The following is a 25478-nucleotide window of genomic DNA, read 5'->3' on the forward strand; positions in this document are numbered from 1 at the left end:
GGCTCGTCGTCACCGTGCACGTCGTTCACAGCAAAAATGCCGCCTCCTCACTTCGTTCGTCGCCGTAGAACATGCCGCCTCCCGGATTTGAACCGGAGCGAGACGTGCTCGCTCACTTCGTTCACTGCGCGCGACTCGCAGGGTTCAAATCACGGTCGGCGTCGTTTCTTCGACGGTTCGCGTTGCTCACCGTCTCAGAATATGCCGCCTCCCGGATTTGAACCGGGGACAGCTCGATCTTCAGTCGAGTGCTCTCCCAGTCTGAGCTAAGGCGGCGCGTCTCGAACGACGCCGAAGACAGCAAAAAGGATTTCGGAATACGGCGGTGGGACGCAACCTCCACTAGCGCCCCGCGACACACCCGATTCACGCGACCTGCCGCCGACCGCTGAAGGTGTAGCTCCCCTCGACGGTGGTGATCGTCGTCTCGACCGTCACGTAGCCGCCGTTGTTCTGGATCTTCGCGGCGTCGAAGTAGCCGATCTCGACGCGCTTGGTCGTCGTCGTCGACTCTCCGGCGTCGAGTCGACCGATGTCCTCCGACCCCTGCCAGATCTGGTCGTTCTCGACGTAGATGCGCGTCGTGGCGGTCACGTCGGTCGCTGGCGACTCACGCTGGTTCGTCAGCGTCGCGGTCACGTCCCGGCAGGTCGTGCCGCACTCCTCGATGCTGTCGATCTGGAAGCCGAACGGGGCCGGTTCCGGTGTCGCGGTCCCACTCGATCCACTCGCGCCGTCACCGCCGGCGCTCTCACCTCCGGTCCCCGGGTCGTCTGCCGACGGACTGTCGGTGGCCGTCCCGCCGTTCGGCACCACGTCGGCGGAGAACGGCCCGACGCCGAAGGCCGCCGCACCGACGACCCCGAGGGTGATCGCGACGACTGCGACGACGGCGGCGTTCGAGGCACTCACCATACGTGACACTCGGCCGAGCGTAGTCGGACGAGCCGTTTAGGACTGGTGGCCGTCAGGCTCCACGGCGTCCGGGGCGGGAACTTTACCCCCGGCCGACCCACTGCCGGCATGGACTGCCGCGCGTTCACCGAGCGACTCCTGCGATTCGACACGACCGACGGGCGGGAACGCCCCGCCGCCGAGTGGGTCCGGACCCAACTGGCCGACTTCGGCTTCGAGACGTACACGTGGACCGCCGACGCCGAGCGCCTCGCCGACCATCCCTCGTTTCCCGACGATCCGGCGGAGATCGACACGGCGGACCGGCCGAGTGTCGCGGGCGTCCTCGAGTTCGGCGACCCCGAGGCCGGGCCGACGCTCGTCCTGAACGGCCACCTCGACGTGGTGCCGGCCGACGCCGAACTGTGGGACACCGACCCCTTCGAGCCGTCGTGGGACGGCGACGACCTGACGGCGCGGGGCGCGGCCGACATGAAAGCCGGCTTCGCCGCCTGCGTCTTCGCCGCGCTGGACGTGCGCGATGCGGTGGAGTCGGGCGATCGCTCGCTCGACGGTCGCGTCGTCGTCGAGGGTGTCGCGGGCGAGGAGGAGGGCGGCATCGGCGCGGCCGCCGCCGCACTCGACACTCCGTACCCCTTCGAGCGCGACGCGGTGGTCGTCGCGGAACCGACCGACCTCCGGTGTGTCACCGCCACCGAGGGGACCGTGATGAAGCGGCTCCACCTCCAGGGGCGGTCGGCCCACGCCGCGACCCGGTGGGTCGGCGAGTCGGTCCTGCCGCACTTCGAGACGATCCGAGACGCGTTCGAGCAGTTGGAAGCCGAGCGTGCCGAGTCGGTCACCCACCCCCTCTACGAGGAGTTTCCGATCCCGTGGCCGATCTGTTGCGGGCGTGTCGAGGCCGGGTCGTGGGCCTCGACCGTGCCCGCCACCCTGACCGCCGAGTGGCGCATCGGTGTCGCGCCGGGCGAGACCGTCTCGGAGGTCGAGGCGCAGTTCGCGGAGCGTCTGGCCGAGGTCGTGGCCGACGACGACTGGCTCACGGCACACCCGCCGACGTTCGAGCGGTTCACCATCCAGTTCGAACCGGCAGAGATCAGTCCCGACGAACCGGTCGTCGGAGCGCTCCAGTCGGCGATGACCGAGGCAGGCCTGGCGGAGACCGACGCGCAGGGGGCGACATACGGGGCCGACTCGCGCCACTACGTCGCGGCGGGGATTCCGACCGTGTTGTTCGGCCCGGGGACCATCGAGCAGGCGCACTTCCCCAACGAGACGATCCACTGGCCGGACGTGGCGACGGCGCGGGACGTGCTTGCCGGGACAGTCGAGACGTATCTCGCCGAGTGAGCGGGCGGAGTGAAGTGAGAGAGTGCAACGATGGAGACGCGAGCGAGTGGGTCCGGGCGGAGTCGAACCACCGATCTCGTCCTTGTAAGGGACGCGTCATAACCACTAGACTACGGACCCGGCACTCCCACCGAGCGCGTCCGAGCGAATAACGTTTACTTTCTCGCCCGCAACGGGTGGTATGGACTCCCGCACCGCCGCCGCCCTCGCCGCGATCCTCCTCGTCTCCGTCGGTGGCGTCGCCGCTTTCGAACTCGGCTTCGTCGGCAGTGACGGCTACGACCGGACGACCGTGACCGTCGAGGACGAGTCCGGCCAGCAGTTGGCGACCGTCGAGGTGCGCGTCTCGGACACCTTCGACGAACGCTACACCGGCCTGTCGGACACCGAGTCGCTCGGGCCGAACGAGGGGATGCTGTTCGTCCACGGTGAGGAGTCGCGCAAGACCTACGTGATGCGGGACATGGCCTTCCCCATCGACATGGTGTTCGTCGCCGCGAACGGCACCGTCACCCGCATCCACCACGCCGAACTCCCGCCCGAAGGGACGAGCGAGGGCGATCTGAAGGGCTACACAGGACAGGCAAAGTACGTCCTCGAAGTCCCCTACGAGTTCACGACCGAGAACGGCATCGAGGTCGGCGACCGACTCGTGATCCCCGACGAACACCGCAATCCGTGATCGGCCGACTGTAGTCGCTCACCGACTGCGATCCGGTCTCTCGTACGCCGTGCCTCGTTCGCTCCGTGTCGCAGGAGACTCAGTTCTCCACCTGCTCTGTCTCTCGTTTACGTCGGCTCCGGGCGGCGTTTCGCGTCGTCTCGTTGTCCCAGTCCTCGCCCGCCTCCGCCGTCATGATCCGCTCCAGTCGACGCTCGAACTCCGCGTCGTCGATGTCGCCGGCCGCGTAGCGTCGTTTCAGGATCGCCTCGGCCGACTCGTCGTCGGACGACGCACCGCCGGACAGGTCGGTCGTGCCGACCGGGTCGACCGAGTCGGTGCCGGAGAGCCCGACAGACGACCGTCGGCGGCCACTCGTCGTGGCGTAGTCGGCGGGCGACTCGACGTTGCCGATCAACGAGAGGTACACCGGCCACAGCGTGACGACACCCAGCAGGAGCGCGAACGGTCCGAGGGTCACGCCGAGAACGCCGGTCAGGAAGGCGACGAACGTCGTCGCGTCGGTGATCATGATCACTCCGCCGAACAGCATGAACGGCGAGAGACCGAGTGCCGACAGGCCGAGCAGGAGTCTCCCGAGCGTGCCGTCTGGCGTGTAGTGTTCGAGCAGGCGGTGGACCGCACGGAGGGTGGAACTGTCGGAGGACCCGAGCATACCTCCGACTACCGGAGCCTGGACAAAAACGGTTCGGTCGTGTCGATGCGTCGATACGTGCGGCGGGCGGCGTGCCGACAGCCTCACTCGATCCGGATCGCGGGGCGACCGGGTCGCGCCTTCGAGACCGCGTCCTCGTCGGCCCCACCCTGCCGGACGACGACCTCCGCGTCGAACTCGCTCTCGATCAGCCACGCGGCCCGCGACAGCACCGCGACCTCACGCGCCGGATCGAGTTGTTCGGTCAGCGACTGGCGCTCCTCCTGTAAGTCCTGCCCGTAGGAGGCGGCCGCGTCACCGCGCTCGCGCAGGTGATCCTGCTGCATGATCTCGCCGATCACGTTCGGCGAGTCGCTCGTGCGCGCGATCTCGTAGGCCTCGTACTTCCAGTCGGGTGCGACGACGATCTGGATCTCCTCGGGGTCCTGGATGTCGGCCACGTCCACGATCTGGCGCACGTCGCCGCGCGTGTCTTCGATGACCCGGCGTTCGATCTCCACGTCAGACAGGTCGCCGTCGAAGGTCGGCCACTCGGCCTCGGCGACGAAGCCGTCGTACCCCAGCGTCTCCCACAGTTCCTCGGCGACGTGCGGTGCGACCGGTGCCAGCACGCGAACCACGGCCGACAGCGTCTCCTCGACGGTCTCGGCGTGTGGCTCGGTGTAGTCGGCGTACCGCTCCAGCAGCGTGACGAGTTCTCTCGTCTCGCGCAGGGCGGTGTTGAACGTCAGACTCTCGAAGTCGTCTTCGGCGATCGCCAGCACGCGGTCGCGCTCGCGTTCGACGTACTCCGCGACCGTGTCGTGGTCGCCTTCGGGCGGGGTCTCGGTGACCGACTCGACGACTCGGTACAGTTTGTTCAGGAACCGGTAGCTCGACTGGACGCCCTCGTCGGTCCAGTTGAACTCCCGTTCCGGCTGAGCCGCCTGCATCGTGAACAGGCGCGCCGTGTCCGCGCCGTACTCGTCGACGATGGCCTGCGGGGAGACGACGTTGCCCTTCGACTTCGACATCTTCTCGCCCTCCAGTAGGACCATCCCCTGGGTGACCAGACTGTCGAACGGTTCGCGGTGCTCCAGCAGGTCCAGATCGGACAGCGCCTTCGTGACGAATCGCGAGTACAACAGGTGCATCACGGCGTGTTCGATGCCGCCGACGTACTGGTCGACCGGCATCCAGTCGTTCGCCTGCTCTGTGTCGAACGGCGCGTCGGTCAGGTCCGGCGAGACGTACCGCAGGAAGTACCACGAGGAGTCGACGAAGGTGTCCATCGTGTCCGTCTCCCGGCGCGCCTCGCCGCCGCAGTCGGGACAGGTCGTCTCGACGAACGACTCCACTTCGTCCAGCGGGTTGCCGGTCGTCTGGACGAACTCCGGCAGTTCGACCGGCAGGTCCTCGTCGGGCACCAGCACCGGGCCGCAGTCCGGACAGTGGACGACCGGGATGGGGGTCCCCCAGTAGCGCTGGCGGGAGACGCCCCAGTCGCGCAGGCGGTACTGCACGTCGTGGGCCGCCGAGGGGATGTCGGCCTCCAACTGCTCGCGGGCCTCGGCGCTCGGCAGGCCGTCGTACTCGCCGCTGTTGACGAGGACGCCGTCCTCGGTGAACGCCGACTCGGAGACGTCCGGCGCGTCGGACTCTCCGGCGTCGGCTGACGCCGCGTCGTCCTCGCTTGTTTCGTCTGCGGGCGCGACGACCGGCGTGATGTCGACGCCCATCGACTCGGCGAAGCGGTGGTCGCGGTCGTCGTGGCCGGGCACGCCCATCAGCGCGCCCGTCCCCACGTCGGACAGCACGAAGTCGGCGACGAAGACCGGGATCTCCTCGCCGGTCGCCGGGTTCGTCGCGGTCAGATCGGTGGCGACACCCTGCGGTTCGTCGCCGTCGGGGTCCGCGACCGCCTCGACGAAGTGGGCCACGTCGTCGTCTTCTGCGGCCAGGTCCTGTGCGATGGGGTGGTCCGGAGCCAGCGCGAAGAACGTCACGCCGAAGATGGTGTCGAGTCGCGTGGTGAACACCTCGACCGGGCCGTGGCCCGCCACGTCGAACTCGACGGTCGAGCCGTGTTGCCGGCCGATCCAGTCGCGCTGCATGGCGCGGACGCTCTCGGGCCAGTCGCCCAGTCTGTCGAGGTCGTCGACCAGTTCGTCGGCGTACTCCGTGATCTCGAAGAACCACTGGTCCAGTTCGCGCTGGGTGACCGGCGTGTCACACCGCCAGCAGAGTTCCTCGTCGCCCTCGACCTGTTCGTCGGCCAGCACCGTCTCACAGGAGGGACACCAGTTCACCTCGGAGGCCTTCTGCTCGACCAGTCCGGCCTCGTGGAACCGGCTGAACAGCCACTGGTTCCACCGGTAGTAGTCGGGCTGGCAGGTCGTGATCTCCCGGTCCCAGTCGTAGCCGAACCCCATCGCCTGCATCTCCTCGCGCATCGTCTCGATGCACGACAGGGTCCACTCCTCGGGGTTCGTGTCGCGCTCGATGGCGGCGTTCTCGGCGGGCAGGCCGAAGGAGTCCCACCCCATCGGGTGGAGCACCGGTTCGCCCTGCATCCGGCGGTAGCGGGCGTAGGCGTCCGTGATCGTGTAGTTCCGGACGTGACCCATGTGGAGGTTCCCGGAGGTGTACGGGAACATCCCGAGGACGTAGGTCGGGTCCGCCTCGTCGTCTGCGATGTGGAACACGTCCGCCTCGTCCCACGCTCGTTGCCACTTCGTCTCGATAGCGTCGGGGGCGTAGCCGGTGGATTCAGACTGCATATGGTGGTTGTGTCGTCGTTCTCGGTGCGTACCCAAAGTAGTTGAGGAATCGCGTCCGCGTCTGTGGACGTGACTCCCGGCGATTCTGCGGCGGCACACGCCTGTCGGGACAGTGCGCGTCACGCCGGTCGGTTCGAGGTGTCTCGGGGACCGAGTACGGTACCGGTTCGTAGCCACCCGAGAGACATTCGACTTTCCGTCTGACAGCGCCGACTGGCAGGTGTGAGCCGAGAGCCTGCTCCGTGGGGTCTCTCCGGCCCGACCGAAAGACCGACCGAGGTGGCGGGAGACGAGGGCAGTATGACCGAGCCGAGTTCCGGCGACGACGCCAGAGAATCACGTGACGGTGCCGACACCCGCGAGTCGCCAGACGCCGACGATGCCGATCCACTGGTCGAACTCGGCCGACTGGACGGCTGGCAGGTCGAGGGCTACGCCGCCCGCGTCCACTACCAGGGTGCCGGCGACCACTACAGCGTCGAGTACTACGCCCCGAGCGACTGCGTGCTCTACTGGAAGGTGAAGGGCGACGGCGAGACGGCCGTGCCCGTCGGCCGCGAGACGGTGCCCGATCCACTCCGGACACGGATTCGAGAGGATCTGGCGGACGCCGGCATCGACGCGGCGGTAGAAGGCCGGACGCTGTGATCGTGTGGCACCTCGCGACACACCACCTGAACGACTAAGTATCACCCGGCCGTCCCTTCGGTTCCAGATGTCACACACCGCCCACTCACGAGTCCCCCTCGGCGCGGCACGAGGACCGACGACGCGACCGTCGGTCAGTGTACGCGTCACGGTCGGCACAGGCCCGACTCCCGGCGTATTACGATTCGAAACAAACCCTTTTGCCGACACGGCATCTGAGACGTGTTAATGGCTGTTCACGAAGACGACGACCCGTTCGAAGAACAGAAAGAACGGGCGGAGAACCCGATGCGGCGGCTGTTCTCCGAGTACGGATCGGACAACAAACTCGCCTTTGTCGTCGGTCTCCTCTCCAGTATCGTCGCCCGCGTTCTCGATCTCATCCCGCCGATCCTGCTCGGCATCGCGGTCGACGCCATCTTCGAGCGGTCCGGACAGGCGGAACAGGAGTACACCCTGCCGCTCGTCCCGCAAGCGTGGATTCCGCCGACCGAGCAGGGTCAACTGTTCTTCACGGTCGGGATCATCGCCTTCGCCTTCTTCGGCGGGGCCGCGTTCCACTACAGTCGCAACTGGGGGTGGAACTCCTTCGCCCAGCACATCCAGCACGACATCCGGACGGACACCTACAACAAGATGCAGCGGCTGAACATGGACTTCTTCGCCGACAAGCAGACCGGCGAGATGATGTCCATCCTGTCGAACGACGTGAACCGACTGGAGCGGTTCCTCAACGACGGGATGAACTCGGCGTTCCGCCTCGGCGTGATGGTCGTCGGCATCGCCGCCATCCTGCTGTGGATCAACCCGCAACTCGCGGCGATCACGCTCGTCATCGTCCCGCTGCTGGCGCTGTTCACCTACATCTTCATCCGGACGATCCAGCCGAAGTACGCCGAGGTCCGCTCCTCGGTCGGCCAGGTCAACTCCCGTCTGGAGAACAACCTCGGCGGCATCCAGGTGATCAAGACCTCGAACACCGAGGACTTCGAGTCCGACCGCGTCGACGACGTGTCACAGGACTACTTCGACGCGAACTGGGACGCGATCGGCACCCGGATCAAGTTCTTCCCCGGGCTTCGCATCCTCGCGGGCGTCGGCTTCGTCCTCACGTTCCTGATCGGCGGGCTGATGGTGCTCGGTATCCCCTTCGGCCCGTTCACCAGCGACCTCTCGCCCGGGAACTTCGTGACGTTCATCCTGCTGTCACAGCGGTTCATCTGGCCGATGGCGCAGTTCGGACAGATCATCAACATGTACCAGCGTGCCCGTGCCTCCTCGGCCCGTATCTTCGGCCTGATGGACGAACCGAGTCGCATCGCGGAGGACCCGAACGCCGACGACATCGTGGTCTCCGAGGGGCGCGTCGAGTACGACGACGTGAGCTTCGGCTACGACGAGGAGACGATCGTCGAGGATATCGACTTCACGGTCGAGGGCGGCGAGACGCTCGCGCTGGTCGGCCCGACCGGAGCCGGCAAGTCCACGGTGCTGAAGCTTCTCCTGCGGATGTACGACGTCGACGAGGGCGCGATCAGCATCGACGGGCAGGACCTCAGAGACGTGACCATCCCGAGTCTCCGACAGGCCATCGGCTACGTCTCACAGGACACCTTCATGTTCTACGGGACGGTGAAGGAGAACATCGCCTACGGTACCTTCGACGCCGACGACGACGCCATCGTCGAGGCGGCGAAGGCCGCGGAGGCCCACGACTTCATCAGCAACCTGCCGGAGGGCTACGACACCGAGATCGGTGAACGCGGCGTGAAGCTCTCCGGCGGCCAGCGCCAGCGACTCTCCATCGCCCGCGCCGTGCTGAAAGACCCGGAGGTGCTGGTCCTGGACGAGGCGACCTCCGACGTGGACACCGAGACGGAGATGCTGATCCAGCGCAGTCTGGATCGCCTGACCGAGGACCGGACGACGTTCAGCATCGCACACCGCCTCTCGACGATCAAGGACGCCGACCAGATCGTCGTCTTAGAGGACGGCCGGATCGTCGAGCGCGGCACCCACGCCGACCTGCTCGGCGAAGACGGCCTGTACGCGCACCTCTGGGGCGTGCAGGCCGGCGAGATCGACGAACTCCCCGAGGAGTTCATCGAGCGTGCGAGTCGGCGGCAGGCCCGGACCGAAGCCGACGACGACTGAGCGAGCCACGTCCCCCCGATCGGACGCAGTAAGGACTGGTTATCGCTCCAGACCGGTCAGTAGTATATATATAATTAGGTGTCTCCGGCCGCTTTCACACGGACATGCCGTTTCAACCGGGGTCGTTCCTCCGCGACCTCCGTGACATCTCGGGGTGGAAGCTGAGGGCCTTCTTCGCGGTCTACTACACCTACGTCGGACTGTGGCTCACGCTCAGTACACGCGTCCGACTCGGAACACACGTCTTCGACGAGGACTGGGACCTGCTGGTCGTCCTCGACACCTGCCGCGTCGACGCACTCGAGGCCGTCGCCGACGAGTACGACTTCCTCGACGGTGTCGGGTCGATCACCTCGCTCGGCAGTACCTCGGTGGAGTGGCTCTCCCAGACGTTCGACCGCGAGCACGCCGACCAGATCGCCCGCACCGCCTACGTCACCGGAAAGCTCGACAGCGAGAGCATCTTCCGGGACGGCGACTACCCGCCGGCGTATCGTCAACCGCCGGCGACGTGGCCCGCGTGGGACGTGGTCTCCGCCGACGACTTCGGCCTGCTGGACGAGGTCTGGCACGACGGCACCGACGAGCGACTACGCGTCGTCCCGCCGCGACCGCTGACCGAGCGTGCGATCCGCGCCGGGCGGGAGACCGACCACGACCGACTCGTCGTCCACTACATGCAGCCGCACACGCCGTACATCGCCGAGTTGCTGTCGACGGGTGTCGGGAGCGAGACGACCGTCCCGGCGGTCGACGCCGACCCCTTCTCGGCGCTCCGGGCGGGGTCGGTCGACCGCGCGGAGGTGTGGGATCGCTACCTCGACAACCTCCGCCTCGTCCTCGACGACGTGGCGCTCCTCCTGGAGAACGTCGACGCGGAGCGCGTGGTGATCACGGCGGACCACGGCGAGGGCTTCGGCGAGTACGGCGTCTACGAACACCCCATCGGCTGTCCGTTCCCGACCGTCAAGCGCGTCCCGTGGGCCGTCACCACCGCCACCGACACCGGGAGCTACCCGACCCCCTCCGGCGTTGCCGATTCCGACGTGACCGATTCCGACGTGACCGACCCGGAGGCACCCGGCGAGTCGCCGACCGAGCACATCGCACAGGACGGTGGTGTCCCCGACGGGGACGGGACCGAGAACTGTTACGGAGTCAGTAACGAGTGAGTGACAAATCCCGGCGCGAGTGCCGTGAAAGGTCGGCTTACAGCGCAGAAGTGACTCCATAGTTAGCAGGGATGGCGGCGACAGGCTGGGTATGCCGTTCCAACCGGACGCCTTCTTGGACGATCTCCGCGACTTCTCCGGGTGGAAGTCCCGCGCGTTCTTCGCGGTCTACTACACCTACGTCGGACTGTGGCTCACGCTCAGCTCTCGCGTCCGACTCGGGACACACGTCTTCGACGAGGACTGGGACCTGCTGGTCGTCCTCGACACCTGCCGCGTCGACGCACTCCGGGCAGTCGCCGACGAGTACGACTTCCTCGGCGACGTGGCGACGGTCTGGTCGCTCGGGAGCACCTCCGACGAGTGGATGGTCCAGACGTTCGACCGCGACCACGCCGACCTGATCGCCCGCACCGCCTACGTCACCGCGAACCCGTACACCGACGCCGTGTTCCACCGAGAGCACTACCCGCCGACCTACCGCCAACCGCCGGCGACGTGGCCCGCGTGGGACGTGGTCTCCGCCGGCGACTTCGGCCTGCTGGACGAGGTCTGGCGCTACGGCACCGACGACTCCGTGAAGGTGACGACACCGCGCGTGACGACCGACCGGGCCATCCGTGCCGGCCGAAGCGGCGACTACGATCGTCTCGTCGCTCACTACATGCAACCGCACATTCCGTACCTCGGTCGGACGAGCGAGGCGGCCGCGACACCGGACGACCGCCTCCGGACCGACGGCGCGCTCCTCACGGCTCTCGACACACAGCCCTTCGACGCGCTCCGACAGGGCACCGCCGACCGCGCGGCGGTGTGGGACCGCTACCTCGACAACCTCCGCCTCGTCCTCGACAGCGTCGAACTCCTCCTGGAGAACGTCGACGCGGAGCGCGTGGTGATCACGGCGGACCACGGCGAGGGCTTCGGCGAGTACGGCGTCTACGAACACCCCATCGGCTGTCCCGCGCCGACGGTCAAACGCGTCCCGTGGGTCGTCACCACCGCCACCGACACCGGCGACCACGACCCGGCCCGGCACCGCGACCCGGCGGCCGACACGGCGACAGGGGTGGAAGACGACGTCGCGGACCGACTGGCGGACCTCGGCTACGTCTGAGTCGCTGCTCCGACCCACCGGCTATTAGCCTGCGGCGCGTCTCCTCCCGGTATGCGACTCGCGGACGCCACGTGGCCCGAGGTGGCCGAGACGAACGCCGAACTCGCGCTGCTGCCAGTCGGCAGTACCGAACAGCACGGCCCGCACGCCCCACTCGGCACCGACAGCCTGCACGCCGAGTCGGTCGCGGAGCGCACAGCCGAACAGTACGAGGCGACCCACGACGAACCCTGCGTGGTCGCGCCGACGCTCTCGGTCGGCGTCTCGGCCGAGCACCGCGCCTTCCCCGGCACGCTGTGCCTCTCGCCGGACACCTTCCGGTCGGCGGTCAGAGAGACCGTGGGGAGTCTCGCACAGCACGGCATGCGCCGGGTAGTCGTCGTCAACGGCCACGGCGGGAACGTCGACGCCCTCCGGGAGGTCACGGCGACCATCTCGCGCGAAGACGAGGCCTACGCGGTCCCGTTCACGTGGTTCGAGGCGGTCGGCGAGCACTCGAGTCGGATGGGTCACGGCGGCGAACTGGAGACCGCACTCCTCCGGTACACCTATCCGGACCTCGTGCGCGAGGACCGGATCGCGGAGGCGCGGGAGCGTGCAGTGGATCGGTGGGGCGAGTGGGTCTCGGGCGTGAATCTCGCGCACGACTCGGTGGAGTTCACGGAGAACGGCGTGGTCGGCGATCCGGGCGCGGGCGACGCGGAGTTGGGTGCCGAGTTGTTGGAACTGGCTGTCGAGGCGCTGTGTGAGGTGTTGGAGGCGGTTGCCGAGCGGGACCTGTAGGCTGACGTAGACTCGGCTGGGGAAGTCGGGAGGAACCGAGTCGAATCTGTTGTAGACACCTCGGTCGAGTCGGTTGCAGGCGACAAGGGGTGAAAGCCCCCGGCCCCTTTCAGTCCCACCCGGATTTGCGTCCCATCGCGCAGTTACTGGTCGTCACCCGCCGTGTCGTCTGTCGGTTGGGAACCCAGTTTCGCGCAGTCGTCCCCGAACCTCCCCGACTGCTGGCGACCGAACTGCGAGCAGGTCACTCGCTGTCGCTCGGACACTGCTCGGTGTCGGTCGCCACCAGATCGCGTCCTCCCAGGTTCCGGTGGTCGTCGTCTCGTCGGGGTGACGACTCTGGCGTGCGCTGGTGGGGGTTGTGAACGACCGAGATTGCTTATAAATCGGGAGTTGCGTGCGATTGGACTCGAAACCCGGCGCGCGAGAAACGCGCGAGGGAGGCGAGGGTGGGCGGTGCGGAGAACCCTCGCCGAGGCTGGGGAGGACGAGGTGCGGGTGCTGTTGCGGGTGCGGTGCTGTTGCGGGTGCGGTACTGGTGCGGTTCCGCTGGGAGGTGCGCTAGATTGCGTAGCGGTGCTGTCGCAGTCGGGGTCTGCGGTGCGGTTCCGTGCGCTAGATCGAGTAGCTGTGTCAGCGCGGGTGCGGTCACGGGTCGCAGTGTCGTTGTCGGTTACGTGCTGTTGGCCTCCCATCACGGGTCACGGTACAGTCGTCTCGTCGACGCGAGTACCGACGACTCGCCACGCGATTACCACTCGAGCACGACACGAGCACCCGGGTCGAGACCGAACGCCTCGTCACCGCGCCCGTGGTTCACGTCGCACTCCACGTAGCCGTGGCTCCCGACCGTCACCAGTCGCTCGCCCTGCGCGACGCCCGCAAACGACTCGACCGCGGGCACACGCTCACCGTTTACCAGCACCGACTCGACACCAGCCAACACCGAACCCGGGACGTTCGTGATCGCGTTCCCGAAGTCGTCCACGACCAGCACCTCGCCCTCGGCGCGACCCCCGGCCTCTGCGTCGCCCTCGGTCCCGTCGTCCGCGACGCTGGCAGAGGGCAACTCGAACGCGACGAGGTCGTCGACCGCCATCGGCTCCAGATCGGCCAACGTCGCCATCGCGTCGACACCGACAGCGTGGATCTCTCCTGCTGTCGGCCCGAACACGTCCCGGCCGTGGAACGTCGCCGACGCCGGATTCTCGTACGTGATCTCGAACGCCGCCATGTCCGCGCCGGTCTGCTCGGCGAGTCGGCGCGCGACGGGCCGGAGGACGCCGTTGTCCGGGCCGACCAGCGCGTGGTCGCCGACCCGGAGCGCGACCGCCGACCGGTCGGTGCCGACGCCGGGGTCGATCACCACGAGGTGGACCGCCGGCGGGAAGTACGGGAGCGTCTCCCGAAGCCAGAACGCGCCCGCCCGTACCGACTGCCGGGGCAGGTCGTGGGCGACGTCGACGATCCGGGCGTCCTCGTCGACTTTCGAGCAGAGGACACCCTTCACGGCGGCCGGATACGGCGACCCGAAGTCGGAGGCGAACGTTATCATCTCACTCCCCGTTCGAGTCCGACGCAGAGACGCGCTGGATGCGCTCGATGCCGTCGATCTCCTCGACGACCTCGACGACCGGATCGGGAACCAGCTTCCGCCACCCCTCGTCGTCGATCATCTTGTCCCGGATGTCGGTCCCTTCCAGCACCTCCCGCCGGAACATCGGGGAGCGCCGCACCTCGACGCCCGCCTCGTGGAACAGTTGGATAACGAGCGGGTTGTTCGAGTAGGCCACGTCGAACGTCGGACACATGCTCTGGACGTGACTGACCCAGACCGAGTTCCGGTCGAGGTCCTCGATGGGCACGGCGTAGGTGACGATGTCCACGTCCACCAACGCCTTCGTGAGCATCATGATTCGCTCGCCCGCCGTGAAGGGGTTGCGCTCGGTGTGGGAGTCACCCGCACTCCCGATGCCGAGGACGAGTTCGTCCACCTCCTCGGCGATCTCGGCCACCATGTGGTGGTGCCCCTCGTGGTAGGGCTGGAACCGGCCGATGTAGAAGCCCCGCATACCCTGCCGATACGCACCGCCGGATTTATAAAGGCGGCGGGACGCGCCGTTCGGCCGAAACGCCGGGTAGAGGGGCCGTGGCGGGTGTTTACTGCTCCCCGTCGGACCGACACGGGGGGAGAAAGTATATCAGTCGCGCGTCCTTCCGCACAGGTAGCGACAGAGTTCTATGAGCAACGAAACGAACACCGACGACAGCCTCCCGGACGAGGAGGTCGGCGAGCCGCGCCCCGAGAACGGCCACGAGCCACCGGGGGACGACGAGCCGACCATCGACGACCTCGGGAGCGACGTTGAGGTCAACGCCGAAGTCGCCGACGAGGTCGACGAGGACGACCTCCTCGGTGGGCTTCAGATCGACTCGACCGCCGAGATCGAGGTCCCCGACCGACTGGTCGATCAGGTCATCGGGCAGGAACACGCCCGCGACGTCGTGATGAAGGCGGCCAAGCAGCGCCGCCACGTCATGATGATCGGCTCGCCGGGGACCGGCAAGTCGATGCTGGCGAAGGCGATGTCCGAACTCCTCCCGAAGGAGGAACTGCAGGACGTGCTCGTCTACCACAACCCGGACGACGGGAACAACCCGAAGGTGCGGACCGTCCCCGCCGGGAAGGGCGAGCAGATCGTCGAGGCCCACAAGGAGGAGGCCCGCAAGCGCAACCAGATGCGCTCGTTCCTCATGTGGATCATCATCGCCGTCGTGCTGGGCTACTCGCTCATCATCGCCGGTCAGATTCTGCTCGGCATCCTCGCGGCCGGGGTCATCTACCTCGCCTTCCGCTACGGCTCACGCGGCGGCGACGCCATGATCCCGAACCTGCTGGTCAACAACGCGGACACCCAGACCGCGCCGTTCGAGGACGCCACGGGTGCCCACGCCGGTGCCCTGCTGGGCGACGTGCGACACGACCCGTTCCAGTCCGGTGGGATGGAGACCCCGAGCCACGACCGCGTGGAACCCGGTGCCATCCACCAGGCGAACAAGGGCGTGCTGTTCGTCGACGAGATCAACACCCTCGACATCCGGTCCCAGCAGCACCTGATGACCGCGATCCAGGAGGGCGAGTTCTCGATCACGGGCCAGTCCGAGCGTTCCTCGGGCGCGATGGTCCAGACCGAACCCGTCCCGACCGACTTCGTGATGGTCGCGGCCGGGAACCTCGACGCGATGGAGAACATGCACCCCGCCCTGCGCTCCCGCATCAAAGGGTACGGCTACGAGGTGTACATGGACGACACCATCGAAGACACCCCCGAGATGCGCCGGAAGTACGCCCGCTTCGTCGCCCAGGAGGTGGCGAAGGACGGCCGACTGCCGGACTTCACCGCCACCGCGATCGAGGAGGTCATCCTCGAGGCCCGCCGCCGTGCAGGCCGGAAAGGCCACCTGACGCTCGAACTCCGGAACCTCGGCGGCCTCGTCCGCGTCGCGGGCGACATCGCTCGTGGCGAGGACGCGGCCAACACGACCCGCCAGCACGTCCTGCAGGCGAAGGGTCGCAGCCGCTCCATCGAGCAGCAGTTGGCCGACGACTACATCGAGCGCCGGAAGGACTACGACATCACGGTCGGCGAGGGCTTCGTCACCGGTCGCGTCAACGGCCTCGCGGTCATGGGCGAGGACTCCGGGATCGTCCTCCCCGTGATGGCCGAGGTGACGCCCTCGCAGGGGCCGGGCGAGGTCATCGCCACCGGTCAGCTGAAGGAGATGGCCGAGGAGGCGGTCCAGAACGTCTCCGCCATCATCAAGAAGTTCTCCGACGAGGACATCTCCCAGCAGGACGTCCACATCCAGTTCGTGCAGGTCGGTGAGGGCGGCGTCGACGGCGACTCCGCCTCCATCACGGTCGCCACCGCCGTCATCTCCGCCTTGGAGGGTGTCGCGGTCGATCAGAACCTCGCGATGACCGGGTCGCTGTCGGTCCGGGGCGACGTGCTCCCGGTCGGCGGCGTCACCCACAAGATCGAGGCCGCCGCGAAGACCGGCCTCGACCGCGTGATCATCCCGGCCGCCAACGAGCAGGACGTGATGATCGAAGACGAGTACAAAGAGCAGATCGAGGTCATCCCGGTCTCGCACATCTCCGAGGTGCTGGACGTGGCACTGGAGGGCGAACCGGAGAAGGACGGACTCGTGGACCGTCTGAAGAACATCACCGGGCAGGCGCTCAACAAGCAGAGCGTCAAAGGGCCGTCGAGTCCCAGCCCGCAGTAGATGACCGAGTGGGCGGCGTTCGCGGGATTCGCGGGCGTCGTCACGGTTGCACTCCTCGTTTTGGCCTACGCGTCGCAGGGTACTGTCTCCGGCAGTGGCGACGCCCCACCGGCGGAGTCGCTCGCCGACCGGTCGGGCGACAGCGACCGACCGCGTGATCCGCCGGCAGAGACGGCCGGCCGCGATCCGCAGACGGCTGGCGACGAACAGGCCGGCGTCGAGCAGTGGGACGATCCGCCGGGAGTCGATCCGGCGTCGTGGACCGACTCGGACGACGCGACTGGACCGACCGGCGACGCGGCGAGTCCGGGTGACGACTCGCCGGAGGCAGACGAGGCAGACGAACTCACTGCCCGCCACGAGGCGGACGGCTTCGAGTGGGTCGCCAGCGAGCCGGTCACCCCGGCGTGGCTCCGGGGGGAGGGACCCGAGATGACCTCCGGACTGCTGTTGGCGAACGTCCTCGTCTCGCAGGGGTTGTTCGCCGGCTTTCTCCTCTTCGGCGCGTGGTTCACCGACGTGCCGGCGTCGGCGTTCGGCGTGACGAGTGCCCCGCTCAGCACCGGTCTGCCCGCGATTGCGGTCGGTATCGGTGTCGGACTCCTGCTGTACCTGTTGAACGAACTCGGTGCCGGCGTCGGCGACCGACTGGGCGTGACCGCCGACGAGAGTCTCCGGGAACTGCTCGCGCCCGACACGCGACTCGGCTGGGTCGTCCTGCTCGTCGTCGTCCTCCCCATCGTCGCCGGCTTCGAGGAGTTCCTCTTTCGTGGCGCGCTGATCGGCGTCGTCGCGGTCGGCTTCGACGTGTCGCCGTGGCTGCTCGCCGCGCTGTCGTCGGTCGCGTTCGCGCTCGGGCACGGCGCGCAGGGGCCGGGCGGTATCCTCGTGACCGGCCTGTTGGGGTTCGCGCTCGCGGTGACGTTCGTGCTGACCGGGAGTCTGCTGGCGGTGATCGTCGCCCACTACCTCGTGAACGCACTGGAGTTCGTCGTCCACGAGGGGCTTGACCTCGGGTCGTGATCGACACCCCCCTCCTCGGCTACTGTGAAAAACAGGGACAAACGTGAGGGTCGTTCGTGGCTACCGACGGGCTTTTTGATGGGTTCCACCGTAGCCGGGGGCATGAGAAACGCGAAGATCGTCTGCACGCTCGGGCCGGCCTCCGACGACCGGGGGACGATTCGGGACCTCGCAGACGCAGGGATGTCGGTCGCTCGGCTCAACGCGAGCCACGGGACGACGGAGGATCGCGCCGAGGTGATCGACCGGATTCGGTCGGTCGACGAGACCACCGAGGCACCGCTGGCGGCGATGGTCGATCTGAAAGGCCCGGAGGTTCGCACCGCACCGCTGGACGAGCCGATTCGACTGGAGACCGGGTCGGAAGTACGGTTCCCGGTCGGCGGCGAGGCGACACCCGAGTCGGTGGGGTTGTCACACAGCATCGCGGCGGCGGAACCCGGCGCGACGATTCTGCTGGACGACGGGCGCATCGAGGCGACCGTCCTGTCGGTCGACGGCGACGCGGTCGTCGCACACATCGAGTCCGGCGGGAAACTCGGCGGCCGGAAGGGGGTCAACGTCCCCGGCGTCGAACTCGACGTGGACCTCATCACCGAACAGGACGAGAAGGACATCGCGCTGGCCGCCGAGAAGGAGGCCGACTTCGTGGCGGCGTCGTTCATCCGGGACGCCTCGGACATCTACGCCATCGCGGACGCACTGGAGTCGCACGGCGCGGACATCCCGGTCATCGCCAAGATCGAACGCGCCGGCGCGGTCGAGAATCTCGACGAGATCATCGACGCGGCCTACGGCGTGATGGTCGCGCGCGGCGACCTCGGGGTGGAGTGTCCGCTGGAGGACGTGCCGATGATCCAGAAGCGGATCATCCGGAAGGGCCAGCAGGCCGGCGTCCCGGTCATCACCGCGACCGAGATGCTGGACTCGATGATCCACGCCCGGCGGCCGACGCGCGCGGAGGCGTCCGACGTGGCGAACGCGGTGCTGGACGGGACCGACGCCGTGATGCTGTCGGGCGAGACGGCGGTCGGCGACCACCCGGTTCGGGTGGTCGCCACGATGGATCGGATCGTCCGCGAGGTGGAGTCGAGCGAGGAGTACGCCGAGAGCCAGGAACAGCGCGTGCCTACGGCCGAGGACGCGTCCCGGACCGAGGCACTCGCCCGGTCGGCGCGGTACCTCGCGCGCGACATCGGCGCGTCGGCGGTCGTGGCCGCCTCCGAGTCCGGCTACACCGCCCGGAAGACCGCGAAGTTCCGCCCGGGCGTGCCGGTCGTGGCGACGACGCCGAACGACCGCGTCCGTCGCCAACTCGCGCTCTCGTGGGGCGTGAACGCGCAACTGGCGGAGTACACCGAGGGCGTCGACTCGATCATCGACGACGCCGTGGACGCGGCGCTGCGGTCCGGCGCGGCCGACAGCGGCGACACGGTGGTCGTGCTCTCGGGGATGATGACCGAACTGGAGGGGACGAACACGACGAACATGCTGAAGGTCCACGTCGCGGCCGAGGCGGTCGGCACCGGCCGGAAGGTCGTCGGCGGTCGCGTCACCGGTCCGGTGGCACGCGCGCCGGACGGCGACCTCTCGGACCTGCCGGACGGCGCGATTCTCGCGCTCGCGGCGGACTTCGAGGGCGAGTTCACCGGCGACGTGTCGAAGATCGCCGGCATCGTCGACGCCCGACCGGGGATGACCGGCTACCCGGCGCTGGTGGCCCGCGAGATGGACATCCCGATGGTCTCGGGTGCACCGCTGCCGGACCGACTGGCAGACGGCGAGACGATCACCCTGCACGCCGAACGCGGCGTGGTCTACGAGGGTGACGTGATCCGGCGCGACGACCGGCGATAAGCCGGCTGGGGCGATTGGGACGGGTTTCTGGTGGAACGTCGGTGGGTGGAGTCGGGAGTGGATTCGTGTGCTCGTGGCTGGTGTCTTCGAGGCTACTGTGGTCCGTGGCGACAACTCTGCCGCCGGTGTTGCTTGTACGTGGGACCACGACAGCACCACGACTGCGACCGCACCAGCACCGCGCCGACTGCCTGCGAGACCCTTGGTCTCGCTCTGTTCGGTTCGTCACCGGCGCGAAGCGCCGGTTTCCAGCGAGACCGAAGGTCTCGCCCGGCTCACGAAGACGCCGACCGCACCGCGACACCACAGCAGAGTTCCAACTCACGACCAATGTACCAGTCGACCGGGCTGGCGCGACCTCCGTGTCGCGCCGACGGTCGCAGGGAGGCGCTTCGCTGATCTGACTGCTCCACCGGGTGTTGCGTGCGTCCCCGCGAACTCTCCGGGTGGGACTGAAAGGGGCCGCGCTCTCGACTGGTCCCCGACGAGGTAAGCACCGCAAAGCAACGAGCGAGCTTGCTCGCTCGTCGACTGAGGCGCGTGGTTCGAGAGACGCCGTCGGCGTCTCTCGTCATCACGAGAGAGCTTCGCTCTCTCGAACGACAACGAGTCGCGGACCATCGAGAGCGCGGGGGCTTTCACCGCTCGGTGTCGTCGCTCGATTCCACATCTCCGACGTATTCGACAGAGTTCACACCATCAACAGAGTCGACCCGGATTCCAGCGTCTCACCGCCCGTATCGGCCTCACGACGTTCCGTACCGTTTATACCGGCGCTCGAACAAACCCGGTGTATGGCAAGAGAGCAGAAGCAGGTCCGCGAACTGCAAGAGGGGAGCTACGTGATGATGGAAGAGTCCCCGTGCAAGATCAACCACTACAGCACCGCCAAGCCCGGCAAACACGGCAGCGCGAAGGCCCGCATCGAGGGCAAGGGCGTCTTCGACAGCAAGAAGCGGTCGCTCTCCCAGCCGGTCGACGCGAAGGTCTGGGTCCCGATCATCGAGCGCAAGGGCGGCCAGGTCGTCTCCGTCTCCGGTGACGACGCGCAGGTCATGGACCTCGAGACCTACGAGACGTTCACGATGCGCATCCCCGAGGGCGAGGACTTCTCGCCCGACGACGAGATCGAGTACCTCGAGTACGAAGGCCAGCGGAAGGTCGTCTGAGGCCGATGTCGCTGCCGGGGGCCACCGCCGACCGCGACGCCGCCGACTACGTCGTCGTCGGCGCACCCCTCGACAGCACGACGACGTTCCAGCCCGGCACGCGCTTCGGCCCGGAGCGCGTCCGCCGGTTCGCCGAGACCTACGACGACTACGATCACGCGACCGAACAGTTCTTCTCCGATCTCTTCGTCCACGACGCGGGTGACGTGCGCCCGTGGGACGACACCGCCGCGTACCTCGACCACCTGACCGGCGAACTCCGCGCGGCCGTCCTCGACGACGCGGTCCCCCTCCTCGTCGGCGGGGAACACACCGTCACGAAGGCCGGCGTCGAGGCGGCCGATCCGGACACGCTGGTCGTCCTCGACGCACACCTCGACTTACGCGACGAGTACGACGGCAACCCCCTGAACCACGCCTGCGTGACGCGTCGCGCCCTCGACACGGCCGACCGCGCCGTGATCCTCGGCGCGCGCACCGGGTCGCCAGAGGAGTGGCGTCGGGCAGCGCGCGACGACGTGACCGTGGTCGCCCCCGAGGCGGTCGCCGACTGGCTGGCCGACCCACCCGACTTCACGGAGGAGTCGGTCTACCTGAGTGTCGACATCGACGGCGCAGACCCCGGCTTCGCGCCCGGCACCGGGACGATGGAGCCCTTCGGTCTGACGCCCCGCGAGATGCGCGGGGTGGTTCGACACGTCGCACCCCACTGCGTCGCCTTCGACACCGTGGAGGTGAACGACCGGGACGACGGGCAGGCGGCCGCACTCGCCGGGAAACTCCTGCGGGAGTTCGTCTACCGGCACGCCGAGGCCCGCAACGACTGACCGGGAGCAAAACGCCTACCACGCGTGCCGCGCATCCTCCCGACATGGACCTCTCGGAGATCGTCACACGCTACGACGAACGGCTCGACACCGCCGCCTTCGCCGACCTCGACGCGAGTCCCAACGGCCTGCAGGTCGGCCCCGAGTCGGCCGACGTGGACCGGGTCGCCTTCGCGGTCGACGCGGTGGCGGCGACCGCCGAGGCCGCAATCGAGGCCGGTGCGGACCTGCTTGTCACTCACCACGGGATCGTCTGGGGCGACATCGAGCGCGTCACCGGGCGGAACTACGGCCGCATCGCGCCGCTCCTCCGGAACGACGTGGCGCTGTACGTCTCACACCTCCCGCTGGACAGCCACCCGGAACTGGGCAACGCGGCCGGGGTCGCGGACCACCTCGACCTCGACGGCCGGGAGCCGTTCGGCGAACTCGGCCCGGAGACGGTCGGCCTGCGCGGAACTGCGCCGGAGGCGTACAGCCACGCCGACCTCCGGGCGAGACTCGACGCGTTGGCGCAGGGAGACCAGTCGACGCAGGTGCTGGACTTCGGTCCCGACGAGATCGAGTTGATCGGTGTCGTCACGGGTGCGGGCGGCGACTGGCTCTCGGAGGCCGAGGCGCTCGGACTGGACGCGCTGGTCACCGGCGAGGGGAAGGGACGGCTCTACCACGAGGCGAGAGAGGCCGGCGTCTCGGTGTTCCTCGCGGGCCACTACGCGACCGAGACCTTCGGCGTCCGCCGGTTACAGACGCTCGCCGACGACTGGGGCCTGGAGACGACCTACGTCGAGCATCCCACCGGATTGTAACGCTCGACCGACCCGCGCGGCTCACTCCTCTGGCTGGAGAATCGACGCGCCCTCGAACACCTTCCCGAGTCGGAACATCGACGCGACCACCGCGTCACAGGCCGGGCGGACCGCGTCCTTCGGCAGGAAGCCGACCGACAGCCCCGCGACCTCCAGCATCGGCAGGTCGTTCGCCCCGTCGCCGACCGCGACCGTCCGACTCATCGGCACGTCGAGTTCCTCGGCCAACCCTTCCAGTGCGTGATCCTTCGTCCCCTCGATCAGCGGGCCTTCGACCTCGCCAGTCAGTCGCCCACCCTCCACGGGGAGGCGGTTGGCGACGATGGTGTCCACCGACACGTCCTCGTGGGCCAGCGCGCGCTCCACGCCGCGCTCGAAGCCACCGGTGAGAATCGCGGTGTGGTGGCCGGCCTCGTTCAGTCGGCGGAGCACGTCGGCCGCGCCGGGGCGGAGTCGGACCTGCCCGTAGGCTTCCTCGGCCTTCTCCTCCGAGAGCCCTTCGAGCAGGCTGGCGCGCTCGCGCAGGCTCTCGGCGTAGCTGATCTCGTCGTTCATGGCGCGCTCGGTGATGTCGGCCATCCGGGCCGCGACGCCCTCCTGTTCGCCCAGCAGCACGGTCATCTCCGAGTCTGACAGCGTCCCGTCGAAGTCGAACGCGATGAGTCGCATACCGGTCGCTCGGGCGCGGTGGGTTTCAAACCTACCGAAGGTGGCAGCGCCGGGGCGGCCGTCGGCCCGCCCGCGACCGACTGCCGGGTCAGTAGTCCGTCCAGGCTCGCGGGCCGAACTCCGCCCCCCGGACCCGGACCTGTCGGTCACCCGTGTCCGTCTCGCGGAGTTCGACCAGCGCGTCGAACGGCTGTTTCAGGATCTCCAGGTCCCGCGAGTCAGGGACCGTGCTGTCGATGGCGAAGACGCCGACGAACTCCGAACTGGCGATCCGCCCGGTCAACACGTGGACGAACTGGAAGACGCGCCGGAGGTCGGCGTACATCAGGATGGTCGACAGCGAGTGGAGGCCGACCCGTGCCGCGACGCCGTCGTCGTAGAACGCTCGGAGGTACTCGGTCAGTCCGATGCCGATACCCGTCAGGTCGCCCGGGTCGGTGACGTACCGGCGGTAGGGACTCTCGGGGGCGCGGCCGAAGCCGTTCGCGCGGCTCACGCAGTCGACGATCGGCAGTCGTTCGTCCGGGACCGGACCGGCCAGTCGCCGGAAACCGCCGGCGATCGTCTCCGCGTCCTGCCGGGTCGTGACGAGCACGTTCCCGCGTTCCGTCGCGTCGCCCGCCCCGACGAGCGACAGCAGGATGTCACGCTTGCCGGTCATCACCGGTCCGGCCACGAGGACGTTCGTCCCCGACTCGATCTCGTCGCCGCGCAACACGGCGGGTTCCTCGTCCACGTGGTGTGCCTCCGACTTGCCACGTGCTACGTGCCGGTCGTATTTCAAACCCTGCAACCCTCGCTCGTGATCGTCCGGAGACCGCCGGAGGCAGGTCGGTCGAGGTTCCGAGCGGACGCGGTCCGTCACGCTCCCGAGCAGTCGGAGTCTGCCACTCCCGACGAGTCGAGGGCTGTCAACACACCGCGTGAGGGCGCAACAATAGGGCCATAGAGAAACCGTTATCCACCGTCCGAAGCAGAGTACGCCCATGAAGATACTGGTCACGGACCCAGTCGCGGACGCCGGCATCGCGCGACTCCGCGACGCCGGCCACGAGGTCGAGACCGCCTACGAGGTGGCAGACGAGGAACTGCTGGCGGCCGTCGCGGACGCCAACGCGCTGATCGTCCGGTCCGGGACCGAGGTGACCGAGGCCGTCTTCGAGGCCGCCGAGGACCTCGTCATCGTCGGCCGCGCCGGCATCGGCGTGGACAACATCGACATCGACGCCGCGACCGACCACGGCGTGATCGTCGCCAACGCCCCGGAGGGGAACGTCCGGGCCGCCGCCGAGCACTCGGTGGCGATGGCGTTCGCGGCCGCGCGGTCGATCCCGCAGGCTCACGCCCGTCTGAAGGCCGGCGAGTGGGCCAAGGGCGACTACCTCGGGACCGAGGTCAACGGCAAGACGCTCGGGGTCGTCGGTCTCGGTCGCGTCGGCCAGGAGGTCGCCAAGCGTCTCGGCTCGCTGGGCATGGACATCGTCGCGTTCGACCCGTACATCGGCGAGGAACGCGCCGAACAGATCGGCGCGGAACTGGTCGACCTCGAGGACTGTCTCGCACGCGCCGACTTCCTGACGGTCCACACGCCCCTGACGCCGGAGACGGAGAACATGATCGCCGAGGACGAACTGGCGACGATGGGCGGCGGCTACCTGATCAACTGCGCCCGGGGCGGCGTCGTCGACGAAGACGCCCTCGCTGGGGCAGTCGAGTCGGGGACGCTCGACGGCGCGGCGGTGGACGTCTTCGCCGACGAACCGGTCGCGCCGGACAACCCACTGCTCGCGGTGGAAGACATCGTGGTGACGCCGCACCTCGGCGCGAGTACCGAGGCGGCACAGGAGTACGTCGCCACCAGCATCGCGGACCAGATTCTCGCCGCGTTCGCCGACGAACCGGTCGTCAACGCGCTGAACGCCCCGTCGGTGGACAAGAGCGCGTTCCCGCGCATCCGGCCGTACATCGACCTCGCGGAGACCGCCGGGAAGGTCGCCGCACAGGTGTTCGACGACCGCGTCTCGGAGGTGACGGTCAGCTACGAGGGCGACATCGCCGAGGAGGACGTGGACCTCGTCACCGCCAGCGCCCTGAAGGGCGTCTTCGAGCCGCTGGAGTGGCAGGTGAACGCGGTCAACGCCCAGAAGATCGCAGAAGAGCGCGGCATCGACGTGACCGAGCGGAAGTCCCGCCAGACCGAGGACTTCCAGAGTCTCATCACCGTCACCGTCTCGGACGGCGAGGAGTCGGTCGGCGTCTGCGGGACGCTCTTTGCCGGTGACGACCCCCGGATCGTCCGCATCGACGGCTTCCGGGTGGACGCCATCCCCCACGGCCAGATGCTCGTCGCGCGCAACTACGACCGGCCGGGCGTCATCGGCTTCATCGGGACGGTGCTGGGCGACAACGACATCAACATCGCGGGGATGTTCAACGCCCGCGAGACGCGCGGTGGCGAGGCGCTGACGGTGTACAACCTCGACCAGCCGGTCTCCGACGAGGTCCGGGCGACACTGCTCGCGGACGAGCGACTGATCGACGTGAAGAACATCACGCTGAACGGCGAGTAGGGCGGCGAGTCGCCCCCCGTCAGGCTGAG

Annotated in this window: 21 protein-coding genes and 2 tRNA genes; 14 read left to right on the forward strand and 9 right to left on the reverse strand. The window is 68.1% G+C overall.

Annotated elements, in window-relative coordinates; genetic code table 11:
* Positions 1-202 precede the first annotated feature (202 nt).
* Together LI337_RS12345 and LI337_RS12350 are read right to left on the reverse strand one after the other, a co-directional pair.
* Positions 203-276 (reverse strand) — tRNA-Phe (locus LI337_RS12345).
* A gap of 90 nt (positions 277-366) precedes the next feature.
* Complete coding sequence (locus LI337_RS12350) at positions 367-915, reverse strand: hypothetical protein (RefSeq protein ID WP_227230145.1); 549 nt, start codon at positions 913-915, stop codon at positions 367-369.
* Between the two features lie 108 nt (positions 916-1023).
* On the opposite strand from LI337_RS12350, the gene LI337_RS12355 reads away from it, so the two are divergent.
* Positions 1024-2265 carry a M20/M25/M40 family metallo-hydrolase gene (locus tag LI337_RS12355; RefSeq protein WP_264475054.1) on the forward strand — a complete coding sequence of 414 codons (1242 nt, stop codon included), beginning with the start codon at positions 1024-1026 and terminating at the stop codon, positions 2263-2265.
* A gap of 47 nt (positions 2266-2312) precedes the next feature.
* Here LI337_RS12355 and LI337_RS12360 read toward each other — a convergent pair.
* A tRNA-Val gene (locus tag LI337_RS12360) sits at positions 2313-2385 on the reverse strand.
* 61 nt (positions 2386-2446) lie between these two features.
* Here LI337_RS12360 and LI337_RS12365 point away from each other — a divergent pair.
* Positions 2447-2947 (forward strand): DUF192 domain-containing protein, encoded by a 501-nt coding sequence (locus tag LI337_RS12365; RefSeq protein WP_227230147.1) that lies wholly within the window; start codon positions 2447-2449, stop codon positions 2945-2947.
* 79 nt (positions 2948-3026) lie between these two features.
* Here the strand turns inward: LI337_RS12365 and LI337_RS12370 are convergent, their stop codons facing one another.
* On the reverse strand, positions 3027-3602 hold the full coding sequence (locus LI337_RS12370; protein WP_227230148.1) for an SHOCT domain-containing protein: 576 nt from the start codon (positions 3600-3602) through the stop codon (positions 3027-3029).
* An 83-nt stretch (positions 3603-3685) separates the two neighbouring features.
* On the reverse strand, positions 3686-6361 hold the full coding sequence (gene leuS / locus LI337_RS12375; protein ID WP_227230149.1) for a leucine--tRNA ligase: 2676 nt from the start codon (positions 6359-6361) through the stop codon (positions 3686-3688).
* A 300-nt stretch (positions 6362-6661) separates the two neighbouring features.
* Between leuS and LI337_RS12380 the strand changes: the two genes are divergently transcribed.
* The 5 genes from LI337_RS12380 to LI337_RS12400 all read left to right on the forward strand — a co-directional run bounded on the left by LI337_RS12380 (position 6662) and on the right by LI337_RS12400 (position 12235).
* A complete protein-coding gene (locus LI337_RS12380; RefSeq protein WP_227230150.1) occupies positions 6662-7009 on the forward strand; it encodes a DUF7538 family protein in 348 nt (115 codons plus the stop codon).
* A 228-nt stretch (positions 7010-7237) separates the two neighbouring features.
* Positions 7238-9163, forward strand: coding sequence for an ABC transporter ATP-binding protein (locus LI337_RS12385; RefSeq protein WP_227230151.1), 1926 nt, complete (start codon positions 7238-7240; stop codon positions 9161-9163).
* A 104-nt stretch (positions 9164-9267) separates the two neighbouring features.
* Positions 9268-10335: an alkaline phosphatase family protein gene (locus LI337_RS12390; RefSeq protein WP_227230152.1), complete on the forward strand. Its 1068-nt coding sequence runs from the start codon at positions 9268-9270 to the stop codon at positions 10333-10335.
* Between the two features lie 91 nt (positions 10336-10426).
* Complete coding sequence (locus LI337_RS12395) at positions 10427-11452, forward strand: alkaline phosphatase family protein (protein ID WP_227230153.1); 1026 nt, start codon at positions 10427-10429, stop codon at positions 11450-11452.
* Between the two features lie 51 nt (positions 11453-11503).
* Positions 11504-12235 carry a creatininase family protein gene (locus LI337_RS12400; protein ID WP_227230154.1) on the forward strand — a complete coding sequence of 244 codons (732 nt, stop codon included), beginning with the start codon at positions 11504-11506 and terminating at the stop codon, positions 12233-12235.
* A gap of 751 nt (positions 12236-12986) precedes the next feature.
* On the opposite strand, the gene LI337_RS12405 is transcribed toward LI337_RS12400, so the two are convergent.
* Together LI337_RS12405 and LI337_RS12410 are read right to left on the reverse strand one after the other, a co-directional pair.
* Complete coding sequence (locus LI337_RS12405; protein WP_227230155.1) at positions 12987-13790, reverse strand: SAM hydrolase/SAM-dependent halogenase family protein; 804 nt, start codon at positions 13788-13790, stop codon at positions 12987-12989.
* A 1-nt stretch (position 13791) separates the two neighbouring features.
* Positions 13792-14307, reverse strand: a complete 516-nt coding sequence (locus LI337_RS12410) for a nicotinamide-nucleotide adenylyltransferase (protein WP_227230156.1) — start codon at positions 14305-14307, stop codon at positions 13792-13794.
* Positions 14308-14476: 169 nt separating this feature from the next.
* Between LI337_RS12410 and lonB the strand changes: the two genes are divergently transcribed.
* From lonB to LI337_RS12440, 6 genes are all read left to right on the forward strand, one after another.
* Positions 14477-16525 (forward strand): ATP-dependent protease LonB, encoded by a 2049-nt coding sequence (gene lonB / locus LI337_RS12415; RefSeq protein WP_227230157.1) that lies wholly within the window; start codon positions 14477-14479, stop codon positions 16523-16525.
* Positions 16526-17548, forward strand: a complete 1023-nt coding sequence (locus tag LI337_RS12420; protein WP_227230158.1) for a CPBP family glutamic-type intramembrane protease — start codon at positions 16526-16528, stop codon at positions 17546-17548.
* A gap of 102 nt (positions 17549-17650) precedes the next feature.
* Positions 17651-19405, forward strand: a complete 1755-nt coding sequence (gene pyk / locus LI337_RS12425; RefSeq protein ID WP_227230159.1) for a pyruvate kinase — start codon at positions 17651-17653, stop codon at positions 19403-19405.
* A 794-nt stretch (positions 19406-20199) separates the two neighbouring features.
* A complete protein-coding gene (locus LI337_RS12430) occupies positions 20200-20574 on the forward strand; it encodes a translation initiation factor IF-5A (RefSeq protein ID WP_227230160.1) in 375 nt (124 codons plus the stop codon).
* Positions 20575-20579: 5 nt separating this feature from the next.
* Entirely contained in the window at positions 20580-21401 is an 822-nt protein-coding gene (gene speB, locus LI337_RS12435) for an agmatinase (protein WP_227230161.1), read from the forward strand.
* Positions 21402-21445: 44 nt separating this feature from the next.
* Entirely contained in the window at positions 21446-22210 is a 765-nt protein-coding gene (locus LI337_RS12440; RefSeq protein WP_227230162.1) for a Nif3-like dinuclear metal center hexameric protein, read from the forward strand.
* Positions 22211-22231: 21 nt separating this feature from the next.
* Here the strand turns inward: LI337_RS12440 and serB are convergent, their stop codons facing one another.
* Together serB and LI337_RS12450 are read right to left on the reverse strand one after the other, a co-directional pair.
* Positions 22232-22879, reverse strand: a complete 648-nt coding sequence (serB, locus tag LI337_RS12445; protein ID WP_227230163.1) for a phosphoserine phosphatase SerB — start codon at positions 22877-22879, stop codon at positions 22232-22234.
* 88 nt (positions 22880-22967) lie between these two features.
* Positions 22968-23615 (reverse strand): DUF7504 family protein, encoded by a 648-nt coding sequence (locus LI337_RS12450; protein WP_227230164.1) that lies wholly within the window; start codon positions 23613-23615, stop codon positions 22968-22970.
* A 250-nt stretch (positions 23616-23865) separates the two neighbouring features.
* On the opposite strand from LI337_RS12450, the gene serA reads away from it, so the two are divergent.
* The gene (gene serA, locus LI337_RS12455; protein WP_227230165.1) at positions 23866-25449 is read left to right on the forward strand and encodes a phosphoglycerate dehydrogenase; all 1584 of its coding nucleotides are present in this window, start codon (positions 23866-23868) and stop codon (positions 25447-25449) included.
* The last annotated feature ends 29 nt before the right edge of the window (positions 25450-25478 follow it).

The organism is Salinirubrum litoreum (assembly GCF_020567425.1).
Taxonomy (GTDB): domain Archaea; phylum Halobacteriota; class Halobacteria; order Halobacteriales; family Haloferacaceae; genus Salinirubrum; species Salinirubrum litoreum.

What these genes read in the sequence shown, in the direction of transcription:
- LI337_RS12350 (WP_227230145.1), bottom strand. Translation starts at nt 915, where the DNA reads ATGGTGAGTGCCTCGAACGCCGCCGTCGTCGCAGTCGTCGCGATCACC.
- LI337_RS12355 (WP_264475054.1), top strand. Translation starts at nt 1,024, where the DNA reads ATGGACTGCCGCGCGTTCACCGAGCGACTCCTGCGATTCGACACGACC.
- LI337_RS12365 (WP_227230147.1), top strand. Translation starts at nt 2,447, where the DNA reads ATGGACTCCCGCACCGCCGCCGCCCTCGCCGCGATCCTCCTCGTCTCC.
- LI337_RS12370 (WP_227230148.1), bottom strand. Translation starts at nt 3,602, where the DNA reads ATGCTCGGGTCCTCCGACAGTTCCACCCTCCGTGCGGTCCACCGCCTG.
- leuS (WP_227230149.1), bottom strand. Translation starts at nt 6,361, where the DNA reads ATGCAGTCTGAATCCACCGGCTACGCCCCCGACGCTATCGAGACGAAG.
- LI337_RS12380 (WP_227230150.1), top strand. Translation starts at nt 6,662, where the DNA reads ATGACCGAGCCGAGTTCCGGCGACGACGCCAGAGAATCACGTGACGGT.
- LI337_RS12385 (WP_227230151.1), top strand. Translation starts at nt 7,238, where the DNA reads ATGGCTGTTCACGAAGACGACGACCCGTTCGAAGAACAGAAAGAACGG.
- LI337_RS12390 (WP_227230152.1), top strand. Translation starts at nt 9,268, where the DNA reads ATGCCGTTTCAACCGGGGTCGTTCCTCCGCGACCTCCGTGACATCTCG.
- LI337_RS12395 (WP_227230153.1), top strand. Translation starts at nt 10,427, where the DNA reads ATGCCGTTCCAACCGGACGCCTTCTTGGACGATCTCCGCGACTTCTCC.
- LI337_RS12400 (WP_227230154.1), top strand. Translation starts at nt 11,504, where the DNA reads ATGCGACTCGCGGACGCCACGTGGCCCGAGGTGGCCGAGACGAACGCC.
- LI337_RS12405 (WP_227230155.1), bottom strand. Translation starts at nt 13,790, where the DNA reads ATGATAACGTTCGCCTCCGACTTCGGGTCGCCGTATCCGGCCGCCGTG.
- LI337_RS12410 (WP_227230156.1), bottom strand. Translation starts at nt 14,307, where the DNA reads ATGCGGGGCTTCTACATCGGCCGGTTCCAGCCCTACCACGAGGGGCAC.
- lonB (WP_227230157.1), top strand. Translation starts at nt 14,477, where the DNA reads ATGAGCAACGAAACGAACACCGACGACAGCCTCCCGGACGAGGAGGTC.
- LI337_RS12420 (WP_227230158.1), top strand. Translation starts at nt 16,526, where the DNA reads ATGACCGAGTGGGCGGCGTTCGCGGGATTCGCGGGCGTCGTCACGGTT.
- pyk (WP_227230159.1), top strand. Translation starts at nt 17,651, where the DNA reads ATGAGAAACGCGAAGATCGTCTGCACGCTCGGGCCGGCCTCCGACGAC.
- LI337_RS12430 (WP_227230160.1), top strand. Translation starts at nt 20,200, where the DNA reads ATGGCAAGAGAGCAGAAGCAGGTCCGCGAACTGCAAGAGGGGAGCTAC.
- speB (WP_227230161.1), top strand. Translation starts at nt 20,580, where the DNA reads ATGTCGCTGCCGGGGGCCACCGCCGACCGCGACGCCGCCGACTACGTC.
- LI337_RS12440 (WP_227230162.1), top strand. Translation starts at nt 21,446, where the DNA reads ATGGACCTCTCGGAGATCGTCACACGCTACGACGAACGGCTCGACACC.
- serB (WP_227230163.1), bottom strand. Translation starts at nt 22,879, where the DNA reads ATGCGACTCATCGCGTTCGACTTCGACGGGACGCTGTCAGACTCGGAG.
- serA (WP_227230165.1), top strand. Translation starts at nt 23,866, where the DNA reads ATGAAGATACTGGTCACGGACCCAGTCGCGGACGCCGGCATCGCGCGA.